At 67.3% G+C, this 16033-nt stretch carries 16 protein-coding genes; 14 read left to right on the forward strand and 2 right to left on the reverse strand.

Features of this window, described 5'->3' with window-relative positions; all coding sequences use genetic code 11:
- Positions 1-96 precede the first annotated feature (96 nt).
- From paaA to galU, 7 genes are all read left to right on the forward strand, one after another.
- Entirely contained in the window at positions 97-1122 is a 1026-nt protein-coding gene (paaA, locus tag AC1DFR_RS05545) for a 1,2-phenylacetyl-CoA epoxidase subunit PaaA (RefSeq protein WP_476859315.1), read from the forward strand.
- On the forward strand, positions 1119-1478 hold the full coding sequence (gene paaB / locus AC1DFR_RS05550) for a 1,2-phenylacetyl-CoA epoxidase subunit PaaB (protein WP_476870388.1): 360 nt from the start codon (positions 1119-1121) through the stop codon (positions 1476-1478). The genes paaA and paaB overlap by 4 nt, the downstream gene beginning before the upstream one ends.
- Before the next feature lie 20 nt (positions 1479-1498).
- Positions 1499-2395 carry a 1,2-phenylacetyl-CoA epoxidase subunit PaaC gene (gene paaC / locus AC1DFR_RS05555; protein WP_476859406.1) on the forward strand — a complete coding sequence of 299 codons (897 nt, stop codon included), beginning with the start codon at positions 1499-1501 and terminating at the stop codon, positions 2393-2395.
- An 11-nt stretch (positions 2396-2406) separates the two neighbouring features.
- A complete protein-coding gene (gene paaD, locus AC1DFR_RS05560) occupies positions 2407-2991 on the forward strand; it encodes a 1,2-phenylacetyl-CoA epoxidase subunit PaaD (protein ID WP_476873031.1) in 585 nt (194 codons plus the stop codon).
- A 15-nt stretch (positions 2992-3006) separates the two neighbouring features.
- A complete protein-coding gene (paaE, locus tag AC1DFR_RS05565; protein ID WP_476872925.1) occupies positions 3007-4233 on the forward strand; it encodes a 1,2-phenylacetyl-CoA epoxidase subunit PaaE in 1227 nt (408 codons plus the stop codon).
- Between the two features lie 41 nt (positions 4234-4274).
- The gene (locus AC1DFR_RS05570; protein WP_476855590.1) at positions 4275-5054 is read left to right on the forward strand and encodes an enoyl-CoA hydratase/isomerase family protein; all 780 of its coding nucleotides are present in this window, start codon (positions 4275-4277) and stop codon (positions 5052-5054) included.
- A gap of 98 nt (positions 5055-5152) precedes the next feature.
- Positions 5153-6043 (forward strand): UTP--glucose-1-phosphate uridylyltransferase GalU, encoded by an 891-nt coding sequence (galU, locus tag AC1DFR_RS05575; RefSeq protein WP_476855591.1) that lies wholly within the window; start codon positions 5153-5155, stop codon positions 6041-6043.
- On the opposite strand, the gene AC1DFR_RS05580 is transcribed toward galU, so the two are convergent.
- Positions 6040-6504: an Lrp/AsnC family transcriptional regulator gene (locus AC1DFR_RS05580; RefSeq protein ID WP_026537452.1), complete on the reverse strand. Its 465-nt coding sequence runs from the start codon at positions 6502-6504 to the stop codon at positions 6040-6042. The genes galU and AC1DFR_RS05580 overlap by 4 nt on opposite strands.
- Positions 6505-6663: 159 nt before the next feature.
- Here AC1DFR_RS05580 and pdhA point away from each other — a divergent pair, with 159 nt between their 5' ends.
- The 3 genes from pdhA to AC1DFR_RS05595 are packed head-to-tail and all read left to right on the forward strand — an operon-like array spanning position 6664 to position 10651.
- Positions 6664-7887, forward strand: a complete 1224-nt coding sequence (gene pdhA, locus AC1DFR_RS05585) for a pyruvate dehydrogenase (acetyl-transferring) E1 component subunit alpha (protein WP_476859318.1) — start codon at positions 6664-6666, stop codon at positions 7885-7887.
- Positions 7884-8996: an alpha-ketoacid dehydrogenase subunit beta gene (locus AC1DFR_RS05590; protein WP_476872926.1), complete on the forward strand. Its 1113-nt coding sequence runs from the start codon at positions 7884-7886 to the stop codon at positions 8994-8996. Before pdhA ends, AC1DFR_RS05590 begins: the two co-directional genes overlap by 4 nt.
- A 2-nt stretch (positions 8997-8998) precedes the next feature.
- A complete protein-coding gene (locus AC1DFR_RS05595) occupies positions 8999-10651 on the forward strand; it encodes a dihydrolipoamide acetyltransferase family protein (protein WP_476872927.1) in 1653 nt (550 codons plus the stop codon).
- A 49-nt stretch (positions 10652-10700) separates the two neighbouring features.
- Here the strand turns inward: AC1DFR_RS05595 and AC1DFR_RS05600 are convergent, their stop codons facing one another.
- Entirely contained in the window at positions 10701-11336 is a 636-nt protein-coding gene (locus tag AC1DFR_RS05600; RefSeq protein ID WP_476872928.1) for a TMEM175 family protein, read from the reverse strand.
- A 231-nt stretch (positions 11337-11567) separates the two neighbouring features.
- On the opposite strand from AC1DFR_RS05600, the gene AC1DFR_RS05605 reads away from it, so the two are divergent.
- From AC1DFR_RS05605 to AC1DFR_RS05620, 4 genes are all read left to right on the forward strand, one after another.
- Positions 11568-12383, forward strand: coding sequence for an MBL fold metallo-hydrolase (locus AC1DFR_RS05605; protein ID WP_459385497.1), 816 nt, complete (start codon positions 11568-11570; stop codon positions 12381-12383).
- 117 nt (positions 12384-12500) lie between these two features.
- The gene (locus AC1DFR_RS05610; protein WP_476855598.1) at positions 12501-13787 is read left to right on the forward strand and encodes a MinD/ParA family ATP-binding protein; all 1287 of its coding nucleotides are present in this window, start codon (positions 12501-12503) and stop codon (positions 13785-13787) included.
- Positions 13788-13823: 36 nt separating this feature from the next.
- Positions 13824-14561: a GAF and ANTAR domain-containing protein gene (locus AC1DFR_RS05615; RefSeq protein ID WP_476855599.1), complete on the forward strand. Its 738-nt coding sequence runs from the start codon at positions 13824-13826 to the stop codon at positions 14559-14561.
- Between the two features lie 38 nt (positions 14562-14599).
- Entirely contained in the window at positions 14600-15814 is a 1215-nt protein-coding gene (locus AC1DFR_RS05620) for an MFS transporter (protein ID WP_476872929.1), read from the forward strand.
- Positions 15815-16033: the final 219 nt, after the last annotated feature.

Raw genomic sequence — 16033 nt, forward strand, 5'->3', positions numbered from 1 at the left:
CGTTACACGGATTCCTGTCCTTGACGCATCTCCGGCCTTCCGCATATCCTGAACGAACGGTCGGTAATTATTTATCCGAAATCATTAGGAGCAACCATGGCATCGCAGACCCTGCAGTCAGTGCCCGCCGAGCCATCGCAGGCACGGCATGAACTGAGCCCCGAGGACGCGGCCCGGCTCGACGCCGAGGGCCAGGCATACTTCGACAAGGTCATGGCAGAAGATTCCCGGATCGAGCCGCGTGACTGGATGCCCCCGGCCTACCGCAAAACGCTCCTGCGCCAGATCTCGCAGCACGCGCACTCGGAGATCATCGGCATGCAGCCCGAAGCCAACTGGATCTCCCGCGCCCCGAGCCTGAAGCGTAAGGCCATCCTCATGGCCAAGGTCCAGGACGAGGCCGGCCACGGTCTCTATCTGTATTCCGCTGCTGAAACCCTCGGCCAGCCGCGCGATCAGATGATGCAGGACCTGATGGACGGCAAGGCCAAGTACTCCTCCATCTTCAACTACCCCGCCCGCACCTGGGCCGACATGGGTGCCATCGGATGGATGGTCGACGGCGCCGCGATCGCCAACCAGGTGCCGCTCTGCCGCGCCTCCTTCGGCCCCTACGGCCGGGCCATGGTGCGGGTCTGCAAGGAAGAGTCCTTCCACCAGCGCCAGGGCTTCGAGATCCTGCTGGAACTCTCCAACGGCACCCCCGAGCAGAAGCAGATGGCACAGGAAGCGGTCAACCGCTGGTACGCCCCCGCCCTGATGATGTTCGGCCCGCCGGACGACGATTCGCCCAACTCCAAGCAGTCCATGGCCTGGAACATCAAGCGGTTCAGCAATGACGAGCTCCGCAACCGGTTTGTCGGCATGATGATGGAGCAGGTCAAGGTCCTCGGCCTGACGCTTCCGGACAAGGACATCCGGTTCAACGAGGAAACCAAGAAGTGGGAGCACGGGCCGCTGGACTGGGATGAATTCCATGAAGTCCTGGCCGGCCGCGGCCCCTGCAACGCCCAGCGCCTGGAACGGCGCCGCGAGGCACACCAGAACGGCGCCTGGGTGCGCGAAGCCGCCGCCGCCTACGCCGAGAAGCAGAGCCGCAAGCAGAAGGAATCCGCAGCATGATCCCCAACGAATCCCCAACCTCGCAAGCTCGGCCGGGGACCCCTGTCGCCGTGGCCCCAACCGAACCCCACGCAGGAAACGTCTGGCCCATCTGGGAAGTATTCGTCCGCTCCAGCCGCGGCCTGTCCCACGTCCATGCAGGATCGCTGCACGCGCCCGACGCGGCCATGGCCCTGCGCAACGCCCGGGACCTCTACACCCGCCGCAACGAAGGGGTATCCATCTGGGTGGTCCCGGCCGAGGCCATCGCCTCCAGCGACCCCGATTCCAAGGGTTCCTTCTTTGAATCCCCCCAGGGCAAGGACTACCGCCACGCCACGTACTACACCAAGAGCGAGGGCGTGAAGCACCTGTGAGCACCACTCCCGAAACAGACATGCACGACAGCGGCCACGGCGACATCTCCGTCGGCGTATCCGGTGCGGGCGCCAGCGGTGACGGCACCGCGAGCGCCACCCGCATCACCCCTGGCAACGCCCTCCGTCCGGAAGACATCGCTCTCGCCGTCAACCGCGGCTCCGCGAAGCCGAGCGAGGACGCTGCCGAGTTCGCCCTGCGCCTGGGTGACGACGCACTGATCCTGGCCCAGCGCCTGGGTCACTGGATCTCCCGCGCGCCGGAGCTCGAAGAGGACGTCGCCCTCGGCAACATCGCCCTGGACGAACTGGGCCATGCCCGGTCCTTCCTCAGTTATGCCGGCGGCCTGGATGGGCGCAGCGAAGACGATCTCGCCTACTTCCGCCGCGAGCACGAGTTCCGCTCCGCGGCGCTCTTCGAGCAGCCGAACGGGGACTTCGCCGTCACCATCGCCCGGCAGTTCGTGGTCAGCTACTATCAGTTCGAGCTCTACCGCCGGCTGACGTCCTCCACCGACTCCACCCTGGCCGGCATCGCCGCCAAGGCGGTCAAGGAAGTTGACTACCACCGGGACCACAGTGCCCAGTGGGTGCTGCGCCTGGCCCTCGGCACGGACGAATCGCGCCGGCGCATGATCCAGGCGTTCAAAGTCGTCTGGCCCTTCGTCGATGAGTTGTTCCGCGACGACGAACTCACCGGACGCCTCAGCGAAGCCGGCGCCGCGCCGCAGCCGTCGAGCCTGCGCGAGGACTTCGACCGGCTCACCGGCGAGATCCTGGCCGAAGCCGAGCTCGAGGTCCCCAACGTCCAGCCATCACCGGGCGGGGGCCGCCGCGGCCTGCACTCCGAACACCTCGGCTACATCCTCGCCGAGATGCAGGTGCTCGCCCGCGAGTACCCCGGAGCCAACTGGTAGGGACCATGGAAATGTTTGTCTCCGATCCGGAAACCGCCGAGCGCCGCAACGCCGCCAAGGGCAATACTGCCCGGGAGAAGGCCTGGGCGGTCGCTGCCACCGTGTGCGATCCCGAAATCCCGGTCCTCACCATCGCGGACCTCGGCATCCTGCGCGATGTCCAGGTCTCGACGGAACCAAGCACTGACGACGGCGGGATGGTTCCCGCCGTCCAGGTCATCATCACCCCGACGTACTCCGGCTGCCCCGCCATGGACGCCATCCGGGATGACCTCACCACGGCTTTCCACCGCGCGGGGTACCCGAGCGTCCGGGTCGAACTAGTCCTCTCGCCGGCCTGGACCACTGACTGGATGAGTGCCGACGGCAAGGCCAAGCTGGAACAGTACGGGATAGCCCCGCCGTCCGGCCGGGCGGCTGTTGACGGAAAAGCAGCCCGGCACGCCGGCCCGGTCCGGCTCTCGCTCGCCGTCAAATGCCCCCAGTGCTCATCTCTGAACACCAAAGAACTCACCCGCTTCGGTTCCACATCCTGCAAGGCCCTCCACGTGTGCCAGGACTGCAAGGAACCGTTCGACTACTTCAAAGTCTTGTAAGGAACAGGTGCTTCCATGAAGGTTGTCCGCCAGACCGCCGCGGAGTCGGCCGCAGCCACCGGCCGCCGTCGTGCGTCCTTCCACACCCTGACGGTGGACGAAGTCCGCCGTCTCACCGACGACGCCATCGAGGTGACGTTCGGGGTCCCGGCCGAGCTCGCCGGCCAGTTCGACTACCTGCCGGGCCAGTACGTCGCGTTGCGCACCACCCTGCCCGACGCCGACGGCCAGCCGCACGAGATCCGCCGCAGCTACTCGATCTGCGCCGAACCGCGCAGTTTCGCGGACGGCAGCAGCGAAATCCGCGTGGCCATCAAGAAAGACCTCGGCGGCCTGTTCTCCACGTGGGCCAATGCCGAACTCAAGGCCGGCGACGTCCTCGACGTCATGAGCCCCATGGGAGCCTTTGTCTCCAAGCACGGACGCGACGGCAAGTCCGTGGAACAGAATGTCATGAATTCCATGAACCATCCGGAAGAGTTGGCGGGGGAGACCGGATCTTTCGTGGCGATTGCCGCCGGCTCCGGCATCACCCCGGTGATCGCCATCGCCCGCACCCTGCTGGCGGCCCACCCGGAAACCCGCTTCGACCTCGTCTACGCCAACAAGGCCGCGATGGACGTGATGTTCCTGGAAGAACTCGCGGACCTGAAGGACAGATACCCCGCCCGGCTGGCGCTGCACCACGTGCTCTCGCGTGAACAGCGGATCGCGCCGCTGCTCAGCGGCAGGATCGACGCCGAGAAGCTGCAGGCGCTGCTGGGCACAGCGATCCACGCCGACGACGTCGACGAATGGTTCCTCTGCGGCCCGTTCGAACTCGTCCAGCTCTGCCGGGACACCCTCGCCGCGCGCGGCGTCGCCCCGGAGCATGTCCGCTTCGAACTGTTCACTTCCGGCAAGCCGGAACGCCCCGAGGGCAACATCGGCCGGCCCGTGGTCACGGACGAATCCAAGGAAACCTACAAGATCACGTTCAAGCTGGACGGGCTGCAGGGCGAAGTGGCCAGCCCCACCCATGCCCGCGAGTCCATCCTCAACGCCGCGCTCCGGGTCCGCCCCGATGTGCCGTTCGCCTGCGCCGGCGGCGTCTGCGGCACCTGCCGGGCCAAGGTGGTCAGCGGCAACGTCACCATGGACGAGAACTACGCCCTGGAGCAGGATGAACTCGACAAGGGCTACGTCCTGACCTGCCAGTCCCACCCCACCACACCGGAAGTCACGGTCGACTTCGACGTCTAAGGTTTTTCGACGTCCAGGCCTTTTCGAATCCAAGGAGCCCCATGATTTCCCTCTCCATTGCCGACGGCGTCGCCGAGGTCGTACTCGACGCCCCGCACAAGCTCAACTCCCTCGACGAGCAGGCGCTCGCGGATTTGTCCCGGGCGTACGACGACGCCGCTGACGCCGCCGGGCGCGGCGAGGTCCGGGCGCTGCTGCTCCGCGGCGAGGGCCGGGCCTTTTGCGCCGGCCGTGACATTGCCGGCGTTAAACCGGAGAGCGATGACGCGCAGGCCTACCTCGGCGGGCTCGTCCAGCCGCTGCTGAAGAAAATGAGCGCCTTCCCCGCGCCCACGTTCGCCGCCGCCCAGGGCGCCTGCCTGGGTGTGGGGCTGGGGCTGCTGCTGGCCACGGATGTGGTCTACGTGGCAGAGAATGCCAAGGTCGGCTCACCGTTCGCCAAGCTCGGCGCCACCCTCGATTCGGGCGGGCACTGGTATTTCACCGAGCGCCTCGGCATGCACAGGACCCTGGACCTGATCTACACCGCCGAGCTCATGAGCGGCGCCGACGCCGTGGCGCAGGGCCTGTTCAGCCGGGCCATGCCCGTGGCGGAACTGCTTGAGAATACCCGCGCCATCGTGGCCGACGTTGCCACCGGCGCCACGGGTGCGTTCCGGGCCAGCAAGGAGCTCGTCGCGCACATCCGGGACCAGCGGCTGGGGCTGTGGGAGGCCATGGAAGAGGAAAACGCAGAACAGGCACGGCTGTGCAAGAGCGAGGACTACGCCGAGGGTTTCCGGGCCTTCCAGGAGAAGCGCAGCCCGGTTTTCAAGGGCTGAGGGCCGGCCCGGTCGGGGTACCCGGAAACGCATTTCCCGGCTACTCGTCTTTGCTTCGAAGCATTCTCATTTCCGGAACCCGCTTGTAATGTTCGGTTATGACTCTGGGGAAATCTGTAAATAAGGCTGTCATACCCGCGGCGGGACTGGGAACCCGGTTCCTGCCGGCAACTAAGGCGATGCCAAAGGAAATGCTGCCCGTGGTCGACCAGCCGGCCATCCAGTACGTGGTGGAAGAAGCCGTCCGGGCCGGGCTGACGGATCTGCTCATGGTGACCGGGCGCCAGAAGCGGGCGCTGGAGGACCACTTTGACCGCGAGCCCTCGCTGGAGCACGCCCTCGAACTCAAGGGTGATTTCGACAGGCTGGAGGCCGTCCGCCACGCTTCCCGCCTGGGCCCGCTGCACTACGTGCGCCAGGGCGACCCCAAGGGGCTCGGTCATGCCGTCCTCTGCGCCCGCCAGCATGTCGGGTACGAACCGTTCGCCGTCCTGCTGGGCGATGACCTGATCGACGAGCGGGACGAGCTGCTGACCGCCATGATGGATGTCCAGGCCCGGACCGGCGGCTCGGTTGTGGCCCTGATCGAGGTGGATCCGGCGGAAATCAGTGCCTACGGCTGCGCCGACGTTTCGGTTGTGCCGGGCCAGGACCATGTGCGGGTCAACCGGCTCGTGGAGAAGCCTGCCGCCGCCGAGGCCCCGTCCAACCTGGCCGTGATCGGCCGGTACATCCTGCATCCGGAGATTTTCGATGTCCTGGAGGACACTCCGCCCGGCCGCGGCGGCGAAATCCAGCTGACCGACGCGCTGCAGACCCTTGCCGTGTCCGACTGCGAGGGCGGAGGCGTCTACGGGGTGGTCTTCCGGGGCCGCCGGTACGACACCGGAGACAAACTGAGCTACCTCAAGGCGGTCATCTCGATCGCAGCCGACCGGGTGGAATTCGGCGAAGAGCTCCGGGCCTGGATGAAAGCATTCGTCAGCTAGCGGGTGTCCAGGTCCTCGAACACCAGGAACGTCTGGGTGTCCAGGACTCCGGGCATGGACTGCAGCTGATCGAAGATCACCCGGCGAAGATCGATGTTGTCCACGGCGCGCACCAGCAGGATGACATCGAAGTCCCCGCCGACCAGAGCGATGTGATGGACCTCGGGGATCGCGCGCAGGAGTTCGCGCAACTCGCGCCAGGAATGCTGGCGCACTTTCAGCGTGACGTAGGCAGACGACTTCAACCCGGCTTTGATGGGATCCACCAGGGCGGTGAACTTGGTCAGGACGCCTTCGCCCGTGAGCCGGGCGATCCGGGTGTAGGCGTGGGCGCGGGAAATGTGGACGTTCTCGGCCACCTGTGTCACCGACATCCGGCCGTCCCGGGTCAGCTCCGCGATGATGTTCCGGTCCACATCGTCCAGCGGTACCGCCACCTGTTCTGATTCGAGCTCTGCCATTCGTCTACGACTCCCGCCGGTAATCCAGCTCACACTTACGATTTGTCTTCCAGATTAGGGCAAATTTGTGGACATCTCCACGATTTGCCGCGGGGCTGGATACGAAACATCGGCTGGAGGCATACTGGGAAAGATTAGTGGCTACAGAAGGACGGACCAATGACGATCTCCGCAGACCACGCTGCGCAGCCAGCTGCGCAGCAGGCCGCGCAACAAGATCCAGCCGGTGATGCCGTGAGCAAGTTCGGTATCACCGTTGAGGACTACATGCTGCCCGCACGCCACCAGATCCAGATGGTGGGCCCGGACGGAACCCTGAATCCCCACACGGAACAGGGCACCCAGCCGGGGCACGAGTACAGCCTGCCCAGCGAGACCGAACTGATGGCCGCCTACGAGCAGCTCGTCATCGGCCGCCGCGTCAATGACCAGAACTCCGCCCTGGTCCGGCAGGGCCGCATGGCCGTCTACCCCTCGAGCCACGGCCAGGAGGCGTGCCAGGTTGCCGCCGCACTGTGCCTTGCCGAGGGTGACTGGCTGTTCCCCACCTACCGCGACTCCGTAGCCGTCATGGCCCGGGGCGTGGATCCGGTCCAGACGATGACGCTCTTCCGCGGCGACTGGCACGGCGGTTACGACCCCGCCAAGAACAAGGTCGGCATCCAGTGCACCCCGCTGACCACCCAGCTGCTGCATGGCGTCGGCGTTGCCCACGCCGCCAAGCTGCGCGGCGAGGACACCGTGGTCCTGGCCATGTGCGGCGACGGCGCCACGAGCGAAGGCGATTTCCACGAGGCCCTGAACTTCGCCGCCGTCTTCCACCTGCCAGTGGTCTTCTTCGTCCAGAACAACCAGTACGCGATCTCCGTACCGCTGGCGCACCAGTCCGTTGCGCCCTCCCTGGCACACAAGGCCGTGGGCTACGGCATGGCCGGCGAACGCGTGGACGGCAACGACATCGTGGCACTGCTCGCCGTCCTCGGCCGGGCCGTCAAGCTCGCCCGGGAAGGTTCCGGCCCGCTGCTGGTGGAGGCGCACACCTACCGGATGCAGGCGCACACCAACGCCGATGACGCCACCCGCTACCGGCAGGACAGCGAAGTCGCCGAATGGGTGGCGAAGGACCCGCTGAGCCGGATGCAGACCTACCTGACGGACCGCGGCCTGCTGGACGACGACCGCGCCGCCGTGATCGCCGACAAGGCGGAGGCGGTAGCCACGCAGCTGCGCGAGGGCCTCAGCGAAGAGGTCCCGGTGGAACCGCAGGATCTCTTCAAATACGTCTTCTCCACCCCCACACCACAGCTGAAAGAACAGTCCGCCATGCTCGCCGACGAACTGGCCCGCGACGCCGCATCCACCTCAAGGGAGGCCGGGAAATGAGCCCTACCATCACCACGTCCTCCGAGGCGAACGGCAACGTCAGCGCCGCGACCGCCCGCGCCGCCGCCAAAGCTGCTGTTGCGGCCGAGCAGGCCGGCCCGCAGACCATAACCCTGGCCAAGGCCCTGAACACCGCGATGGCGGACGCCATGCACGCGGACCCCTCGGTCCTGGTCTTCGGCGAGGACGTCGGCATGCTCGGCGGCGTCTTCCGCATCACGGACGGGCTCACCAAGACCTTCGGCACGAGCCGCTGCTTCGACACCCCGCTGGCCGAATCCGGAATCGTCGGCATGGCCGTCGGCATGGCCATGAACGGCATGCGCCCGGTCATCGAAATGCAGTTCGACGCGTTCGCCTACCCGGCGTTCGAACAGATCGTCAGCCACGTCGCCAAGATGCACAACCGCACCAAGGGCGCCGTCAAGCTGCCCATGGTCATCCGGGTCCCGTACGCCGGCGGCATCGGGGGAGTGGAGCACCACTGCGACTCCTCCGAGGCCTACTACGCGCACACCGCCGGCCTGAAGGTCTTCACCCCCGCCACCGTGGCCGACGGCTACCGGATGCTTCGCGAAGCCATCGACTCCGATGACCCTGTTATGTTCATGGAGCCCAAGAAGCTCTACTGGTCCAAGGACCAGGTGGACCTGGACGTGCTGCGCGCCGAGCACGCCGCGAACACCGAGCGCGGCACGTCCTCCGAGGGCCGGGCCGCCGTCGCCCGCCCCGGCACCGACGCCACGCTGATCGCCTACGGTCCGTCCGTTCCGACGGCACTCGCCGCAGCGGCCGCCGCCGCCGAGGAAGGCCGCTCGCTGGAAGTGATCGACGTCCGCTCGATCGTGCCGTTCGATGATGAGACCGTCTGCGCCTCGGTCCGCAAGACCGGCCGCGCCGTGGTGATCGCCGAAGCCCACGGCTTCGCGTCCGTGGCCTCCGAGATCGTCGCCCGGGTCCAGGAACGCTGCTTCCACCACCTGGCCGCACCGATCCGCCGTGTCACCGGCTTCGACGTGCCGTACCCGGCGCCGAAGCTTGAGCACTACTACCTGCCCGGCGTGGACCGCATCCTCGACGCCGTTGACGACCTCCAGTGGGAAGACTGACCATGAGCGAACCGAAAGTATTCCTCCTGCCGGACCTGGGTGAAGGCCTCACCGAAGCCGAGCTCGTGAACTGGCTCGTGGCCGTGGGCGACGAGATCCGCGTGGACCAGCCGATCGCCGAGGTGGAGACCGCCAAGTCCATGGTGGAGGTGCCCTCCCCGTACGCCGGCACCGTGGCCGTGCTGCACGGCGAACCCGGCCAGACGCTCGACGTCGGCAAGCCGCTGATCTCTGTGATGCCGGTTGGTGTTGCTGTTTCCTCCGTTTCCGCTGGTGGCGCCGCCACAGGCAATGCCGCCCCCGGTGGGGCCGGCACGGATGATGCCGCTGGTGGCGCCGCCACAGGCGATGCCGCCCCCGCCCCTTCGCCGGACGGCATTGCTGCAAGCAGCATGCCGTCCGGCTCCGACAGGCCCGATGCCACTCCCGTGGCGGCATCGCCTGCGTCGGCTGGGTCTGCGGGTAAGGCGCCGGCCGTTGTTGCTGACTCGCCTGCTGCTGCTGCTGCTGCTGCTGTTGCGGCTGAGGCTTATCGCGAGGAGGAGAAGGCCGGGTCCGGCAATGTCCTGATTGGTTATGGGACTCCGGGCGGGCATGGGGTTGCCCGGCGGACCCGGGCTCCTAAGCGGGCTGCGTTGGCCGAGCCGGTTTCCGGGGTTTCGGCTGAGGAGAAGGCTGCCGATGACCTGGTGCTGCTGCGCACCCGGGTTCCCGGGAAACTGGGGGCCGTTATTTCTCCGCTGGTTCGCCGGATGGCGCGCGACCATGGGGTTGATTTGGGGGAACTCCACGGCTCGGGGGCCAGCGGGCTCATCATGCGGCGCGATGTCGAGGCCGTCATCAAGCCGTCGCCGGTGGTTGAGCGTCCGGCTGCTGCGGAGTCTGCCGCGCCGGCCGCGCCTGCCGCGGGTTCCGGCACCGACGCGCGCACCGGGCTGGGCATTTCCGGACGCACGGCGGTCCGGGGAGTGCGGAAGGCCGTCGCGGCGAACATGTCGCGCAGCCGCTCCGAGATCCCGGAAGCCACGGTGTGGGTGGACGTGGACGCCACTGCGCTGGTGGAGATGCGTGCCGCGCTGAAAAAGGCGGACCCGCACAACACCCCGGGCCTGCTGGCCTTCATCGCACGGTTTGTCACTGCCGGGCTCAAGAAGTTCCCGGAGCTCAACACCCGGATCGTGACCACCGAGGATGCCGCGGGTGGGGCGATGCAGGAGATTGTGGCCTTCGACGGCGTCAACCTCGGGTTCGCGGCACAGACCGACCGCGGACTGATGGTGCCGTCGGTGCGGAACGCGGACAAGCTCAGCGCCCGCGAACTGGACGCCGAAATCCGCCGCCTCACCGCCGTCGTGCGCGAGGGCAAAGCGACCCCGGCGGAACTGGGCAGCGGCACGTTCACGCTGAACAACTACGGCGTGTTCGGGGTTGACGGTTCCGCCGCGATCATCAACCACCCCGAGGTGGGGATCCTCGGCGTCGGGCGGATCATCGACAAGCCCTGGGTGGTCAACGGCGAGCTCGCCGTCCGCAAGGTCACCGAGCTGACGCTCACGTTCGACCACCGGGTGTGCGACGGCGGAGCGGCCGGCGGCTTCCTGCGCTACGTCGCGGACGCGATCGAGAACCCGGGGTCGGCACTCGCGGACATGTGAGGCTTAACCGGGGATCTGCATCCCGATTGAGGGGACAGGGGCCGCGCAATCACTCTTGTGCGGCCCCGGCGGCCCCTGCCGTCCCCTGCCGCGCCGAAAGCCACCGTGCCAGCCACGACGCCGGCAGGAGCAGCAGCCACGCGAACGGCGTGTAGGCCTTGAGGACGAACGCCGCGGGAATTGAGAGCAGGAAGACCAGCGCCACGGCAATCCGCGCATAAAAGATCCGGCGGTGGACGTGGGCGGCCATCTCGCGGTCCATGAGCCCCGCATGCTTCGCATAGCCCCAGATGGCCGCCAGCATCAAATAGACAGCGGCAATGTTGGCGGCGTACAGGACGCTCGGCCACGGGGTGGGGTCGTCCCCGTAGTCGCTGAGGATCGACGTCGGACCGGGCAGCATGGCTATGAAGAACAAGAGGGCAAGATTCAGCCAGGCCAGGTTCGCATTGAAGCGGCGGATGAGGGCAAAGTCGGAGTGGTGGGACATCCACGTCTTGGCGATGATGACAAAGGACAGGGCGTACGCCAGCAGCTGCGGCAGGGCAGCAACCAAGGCGTCGTCCACCTGGTCCGCGGGAATTCCTTCAGGCAGTTTCAGGTCCAGGGCCAGGAGGGTCAGGGCTATGGCGAAGACGGCATCGCTGAAGAACACCATCCGCTCCAGGGACGTGCCGGATTTCAACGGGAGCCACCCCCATTCGTTCGGTGGAGCACTTGGCTCATCGAGGGAAGTAGCCCACAGGCTACACCGCCGCGCGGGCCACGACGAGGGGTCCGGGCATACCCGCCACAGGGACGGGACGGGCATGCCCTGAAGGGAAATGCCAGCCAGCGCGGGTAGAATCGAGGCCTGTACAGCACCAACAACGCTGGACCAACAATGCCGGAAAAGCGTCGGAAATACGGAGATTCAATGTCACGATGGCTCGAGGTCGGTCCGGACAACTACGTACTGACAACTCAAGGTTCCCTGCTCAACACGGGTCTGGTGGTCGGCACCGAACGCGCCATGGTGATCGACACCGGCGGCGGGCCCCGGCAGGGCCGCGAGATCCTGGCTGCCGTGCGGGAAAAGACTGGGCTGCCGCTCGTCGTGGTCAACACGCACGCCCACTATGACCACTTCTTCGGCAACGCAGTCTTCGCCAGTGAGGGCGTCACGGAGTTCTGGGCTCACGAGAACTGCGCCGCGGAAATCGAGGAGAACGGTGACGAGCAGCGCCGGCTGGTGGCCTCCGCGGAACCCGAAATGGCGGCCGGTCAGGGCTCTGACGCTGAGTTGGTGGTTCCCAACGCCATCGTGAAGGACCAGCCGGTCCTGGTGGATCTTGGCGGGCAGACCGCCACCTTGTTCTATCTGGGCCGCGGACACACCGACGGCGACCTCCTGGTCGGCACGGCAAGCACCCTCTTCGCCGGCGACCTCGTCGAACAGGGTTCCCACCCGTCCTTCGAGGACTCATTCCCGGAAGACTGGGCCGACGCCCTCCGGCACCTCTCCGCGCTGCGGCACCGCTACGAATTCCTGATTCCCGGCCACGGCGAACCGTGCTCGGACCAGTTCGTCAAGACCATGGCCAACACCATGACCACCGCGGTCCGGCAGGCGATCCAGGCCACCCGGGAAACCCCGGACGACGCCACCAAGGCCATCCCGATCCTGCCGTACGGCCCCGAACAGTCGCGCTGGTTCATCAAGCGCCTGCAGGACACGCGGGCCCACCGCTAGGGCCGAGAAAATGGCGGTAATGGTAAGTGTGCTCATTACTGCCCCTAGACTTGTTCCTTGAACGATGTCAATCGAGCACTGCAGCGGTCTGCGCTGTGATCCCTGGGGGGAACGAACATGCCAGAACCGGTCGAAAACAAGACCGCCAACGCCCTCGCTGAAGCTGAAACAGCTGCAGAGCAGGCCCAACTCCCGCGTCGGAGAGACCGCCGCCGCGGCGACGACTCCGACGCCTGGACAGGAACCATGCCCATCATTTCGAGCAACCAGGCCGAACAGCGCCCAACAGCCCCCAGCAGTTCCTGGGCGGAGGCCGCCGCTGCCGCTGACGCGCCGGCGCGCCCGCAGCCTGCCAAACCGTCCAAGGATCCCGTGCTGAAGCCGCCTGCCCCCGAGGCCGCACCTGCCGTGCCCGCCCAGCCCACCCGTTCCACCCGTTCGGCCAGCAAAGCCGCGGCCCTGGCCGACGCCCCGCTGCCCGACTTCATCAGCTCACCGGGTCTTTTTGTCCGCGAGCAGAAGCCCCGGCCCGTCGGCGGTTTCCGCGGTGCCCTCTACAACCTGACCGGCGGCGGCCTGAACCTTGGCCCGAGCGCCAGGCAGCGTGAGGAAGACGAACTGGCCCGGCGCATCTCCCGGCAGCTCCAGGGCAGCTACAACACGGCCGTCCTGAGCCTCAAGGGCGGCATCGGGAAGACCTCCACGACGGTCGGCGTCGGACTGACCCTGGCCGAGTTCCGCGGCGATCCTCCGTGCGCCATCGACGCCAACCCCGATTCCGGCGATCTCGTCGAGCGCGCCCTCGGCGAGGGGATCTACCAGCAGCAGAGCCCGCGCACCATCACGGACCTGCTCAGGAACATCGAGTCAGTCGATTCCCTCACCGCCCTGGCCCGCTACATGCACCACGCCGGCAGGCTCCACCTCATTGCCGGCGAGCAGGACCCCGAGGTCTCAGATTCGCTGACGGCCGAGGAATACCTGCGGATCCGCAAGCTCATCTCCGCCTACTACTCCGTGGCGCTGATCGACTGCGGCACGGGCGTGACCCACAATGCCATGAGCGGCATCCTGCAGTCCGCGGACAACCTGATCATCGCGGCCGGCTATGCCGTCAGCGGCGCCAAGCGGGCCCGCAGCACGCTTCACTGGCTGGCCAGCCACGGCTACGAAGACCTGGCCCGCAACGCCGTCGTGGTCATCACCGACAAGGACGAGGTGTCCACCCGGGTGGACAAGGACGCCATCGAAGAACACCTGTCCGGCATCTGCCGCCAGTTGATCGCGGTTCCGCACGACCGCGGAGTGGCCGACGGCGACCTCGTCACCCTTGATGTGCTTCGCCCCGAAACGCGGCGCGCGTACCGGGAGATCGCCGCGGCAATCGTCGACGGATACGTCTAAGCGCGACCCGTGCCGACCTCCGCGGTACATTTGAGCATGGCCAACAACTCACTCGGGGTCGACGCCGCCCGCCACCTCCAGGACCTGCTTTTGGGGACCGACAACGTCGAGGACTTCCTGGGCCGCCTTGCGGAGTTCTCGGCCGCCACGCTGAGCCGCACGACCGGCGCCGAGATTGAGTGCGGCGTGACCCTGCAGCGCCGCAAGCGCACCATGACGGTCGCGGGCAGCAGCCCGCGGGCGGTCACCCTGGACCGCATCGAACAGACCCTCGGCGACGGCCCCTGCATCGAGGCGCTGCGGACCAGGTCCGTGGTCCTGCTGGCGGATGTCGACGCCGATCCCCGCTGGCCCGACTACCAGCGGCAACTTGCCGCCAACGGGTGCCGCAGCACGCTGGGCGTTCCGCTGGAAATCGGCGACGACGCCGCCGCGGCCCTGAACTTCTTCGGGGCGGACACCGGGCTGTTCACGGACGACATCATTGCGGAGGCGGCCGGATTCGCCGACCTCGCCGGCCGCGCCCTCCGGCTGGCCGTGCGGCTCGGAACCTTCCAATCCCGGGCCGAAGATCTCCAGGCGGCCATGGAACACCGCACTTCCATCGATCTGGCGTGCGGCGTGATCATGGCCCAGAACCGCTGCTCCCAGGACCAGGCCATGGCCATCCTCACCAGGGTCTCCAGCAACCGGAACCAAAAGCTCCGGGAAGTCGCCGAGGACGTGCTCCGGCACCTCACCAGCGAGGAAGTCCGCACCCACTTCGACGCTTAGGGCAGGGACGGCCGCGGCGGGTGCCTAGGATGAAGGGGATGACCACCACACGCCTCGCGCCCTTCAGCCTCCGCAGCATCGCCGTTCCCGCGTTCGGGCCGGCCCTCATGTTCAGCCTGGGGGAGGGCGCGATCCTGCCCGTGGTCGCCCTGTCCGCCCGTGATCTCGGCGCCTCCGTGGCCGGGGCCGCGCTGATTGTGACGCTGATCGGCCTCGGATCGTGGTTCTTCAACCTGCCGGCGTCACTGATCACCCTGAGATTCGGGGAACGCTGGGCGATTGTGGGGGCCGCGGCCGCCAGCGCGTTCGCTCTCGCCGCGGCGGCGGTCGCTCCGCTGTTTTCCGGAGGTCTCTGGGTGCTGGCGGCGGCTATGGTGGTGGTCGGCATGGCCGCCAGCGTATTCAGCCTGGCCCGGCAGAAATACCTGACCGAGGCCGTGCCGGTCATGCTCCGGGCCCGGGCCCTGTCCACCCTCGGCGGCGTCAACCGGATCGGGATCTTCATCGGCCCGTTCGTTGGCGCCGCCGTGATGCAGTTTGCCGGCATCAGCGGGGCCTACTGGGCCGGCGTCGTGGCGATGGCCGCCGCGGCGGCCGTGTCGGTCACCATCCCCGACCTCGTGGCGAAGCCGCAACCGGCCGACGGCGTTCCGGTGCAACAGCCCACCTTGCGCAGCGTCGCCGTTTCCCACGCCGGCGTCTTCCTGAGCGTGGGGGCCGGGGTGCTGCTGCTGAGCGGGCTGCGCGCCTCGCGCCAGGTGGCCATCCCGCTGTGGGCCGATCATCTGGGCCTGGACCCCACCCAGGCCTCGCTGATCTACGGGATCTCCGGGGCGATCGACATGCTGGTGTTCTATCCGGCGGGAAAGCTGATGGACCGCAAGGGCCGGCAATGGGTGGCCGTGCCGTCCACACTGATCATGGGGACGGCCATGGTGCTGATTCCGCTCAGCACGGGCTTCGTCTCGCTCATGCTGGCGGCACTCCTGATCGGCTTCGGCAACGGGATCAGCTCGGGCCTGAACATGACGCTCGGGGCCGACTTTTCGCCGGACAACGGCCGCGGCCAGTTCCTCGGCATCTGGCGCTTCATGGCCGACGCCGGCGCGACGGGCGGGCCCGTGCTGCTCTCCGCCGTCACCGCCGCCGTGTCCCTGGGGGCCGGCGTGGCCGCGACCGGTGTGATCGGCTTCGCCGCCGCGGCCGTGTTCGCCGTGACCATTCCGCGGCTCAAGCACCGCCGGAACTACTGACCTGCTTGGGCGCCGGCGCCCAAGCAGGCAGTGATTATCAGGTAGCGACTACTCGGGCGACGCCTGCGTGGGCTCAGTAAGGTCGGGGAAGCGCGCCGGTGCATCGAGACCGGCCCTTCGTGGGCGGCACGAGTGCCGCAGTCAGGGTCCGCCCGTGATTATTTGCAGCGCATGGTCTCCGCCCGGATGGGTGATGCGTTTCGACGCAAAAAAATGAGG

This window comes from Arthrobacter sp. 05T410, from assembly GCF_056396505.1.

Bases quoted from the DNA above. Each gene is read 5' to 3' on its own strand.
- paaA (WP_476859315.1), top strand. From the start codon at position 97: ATGGCATCGCAGACCCTGCAGTCAGTGCCCGCCGAGCCATCGCAGGCA.
- paaB (WP_476870388.1), top strand. From the start codon at position 1,119: ATGATCCCCAACGAATCCCCAACCTCGCAAGCTCGGCCGGGGACCCCT.
- paaC (WP_476859406.1), top strand. From the start codon at position 1,499: ATGCACGACAGCGGCCACGGCGACATCTCCGTCGGCGTATCCGGTGCG.
- paaD (WP_476873031.1), top strand. From the start codon at position 2,407: ATGTTTGTCTCCGATCCGGAAACCGCCGAGCGCCGCAACGCCGCCAAG.
- paaE (WP_476872925.1), top strand. From the start codon at position 3,007: ATGAAGGTTGTCCGCCAGACCGCCGCGGAGTCGGCCGCAGCCACCGGC.
- AC1DFR_RS05570 (WP_476855590.1), top strand. From the start codon at position 4,275: ATGATTTCCCTCTCCATTGCCGACGGCGTCGCCGAGGTCGTACTCGAC.
- galU (WP_476855591.1), top strand. From the start codon at position 5,153: ATGACTCTGGGGAAATCTGTAAATAAGGCTGTCATACCCGCGGCGGGA.
- AC1DFR_RS05580 (WP_026537452.1), bottom strand. From the start codon at position 6,504: ATGGCAGAGCTCGAATCAGAACAGGTGGCGGTACCGCTGGACGATGTG.
- pdhA (WP_476859318.1), top strand. From the start codon at position 6,664: ATGACGATCTCCGCAGACCACGCTGCGCAGCCAGCTGCGCAGCAGGCC.
- AC1DFR_RS05590 (WP_476872926.1), top strand. From the start codon at position 7,884: ATGAGCCCTACCATCACCACGTCCTCCGAGGCGAACGGCAACGTCAGC.
- AC1DFR_RS05595 (WP_476872927.1), top strand. From the start codon at position 8,999: ATGAGCGAACCGAAAGTATTCCTCCTGCCGGACCTGGGTGAAGGCCTC.
- AC1DFR_RS05605 (WP_459385497.1), top strand. From the start codon at position 11,568: ATGTCACGATGGCTCGAGGTCGGTCCGGACAACTACGTACTGACAACT.
- AC1DFR_RS05610 (WP_476855598.1), top strand. From the start codon at position 12,501: ATGCCAGAACCGGTCGAAAACAAGACCGCCAACGCCCTCGCTGAAGCT.
- AC1DFR_RS05615 (WP_476855599.1), top strand. From the start codon at position 13,824: ATGGCCAACAACTCACTCGGGGTCGACGCCGCCCGCCACCTCCAGGAC.
- AC1DFR_RS05620 (WP_476872929.1), top strand. From the start codon at position 14,600: ATGACCACCACACGCCTCGCGCCCTTCAGCCTCCGCAGCATCGCCGTT.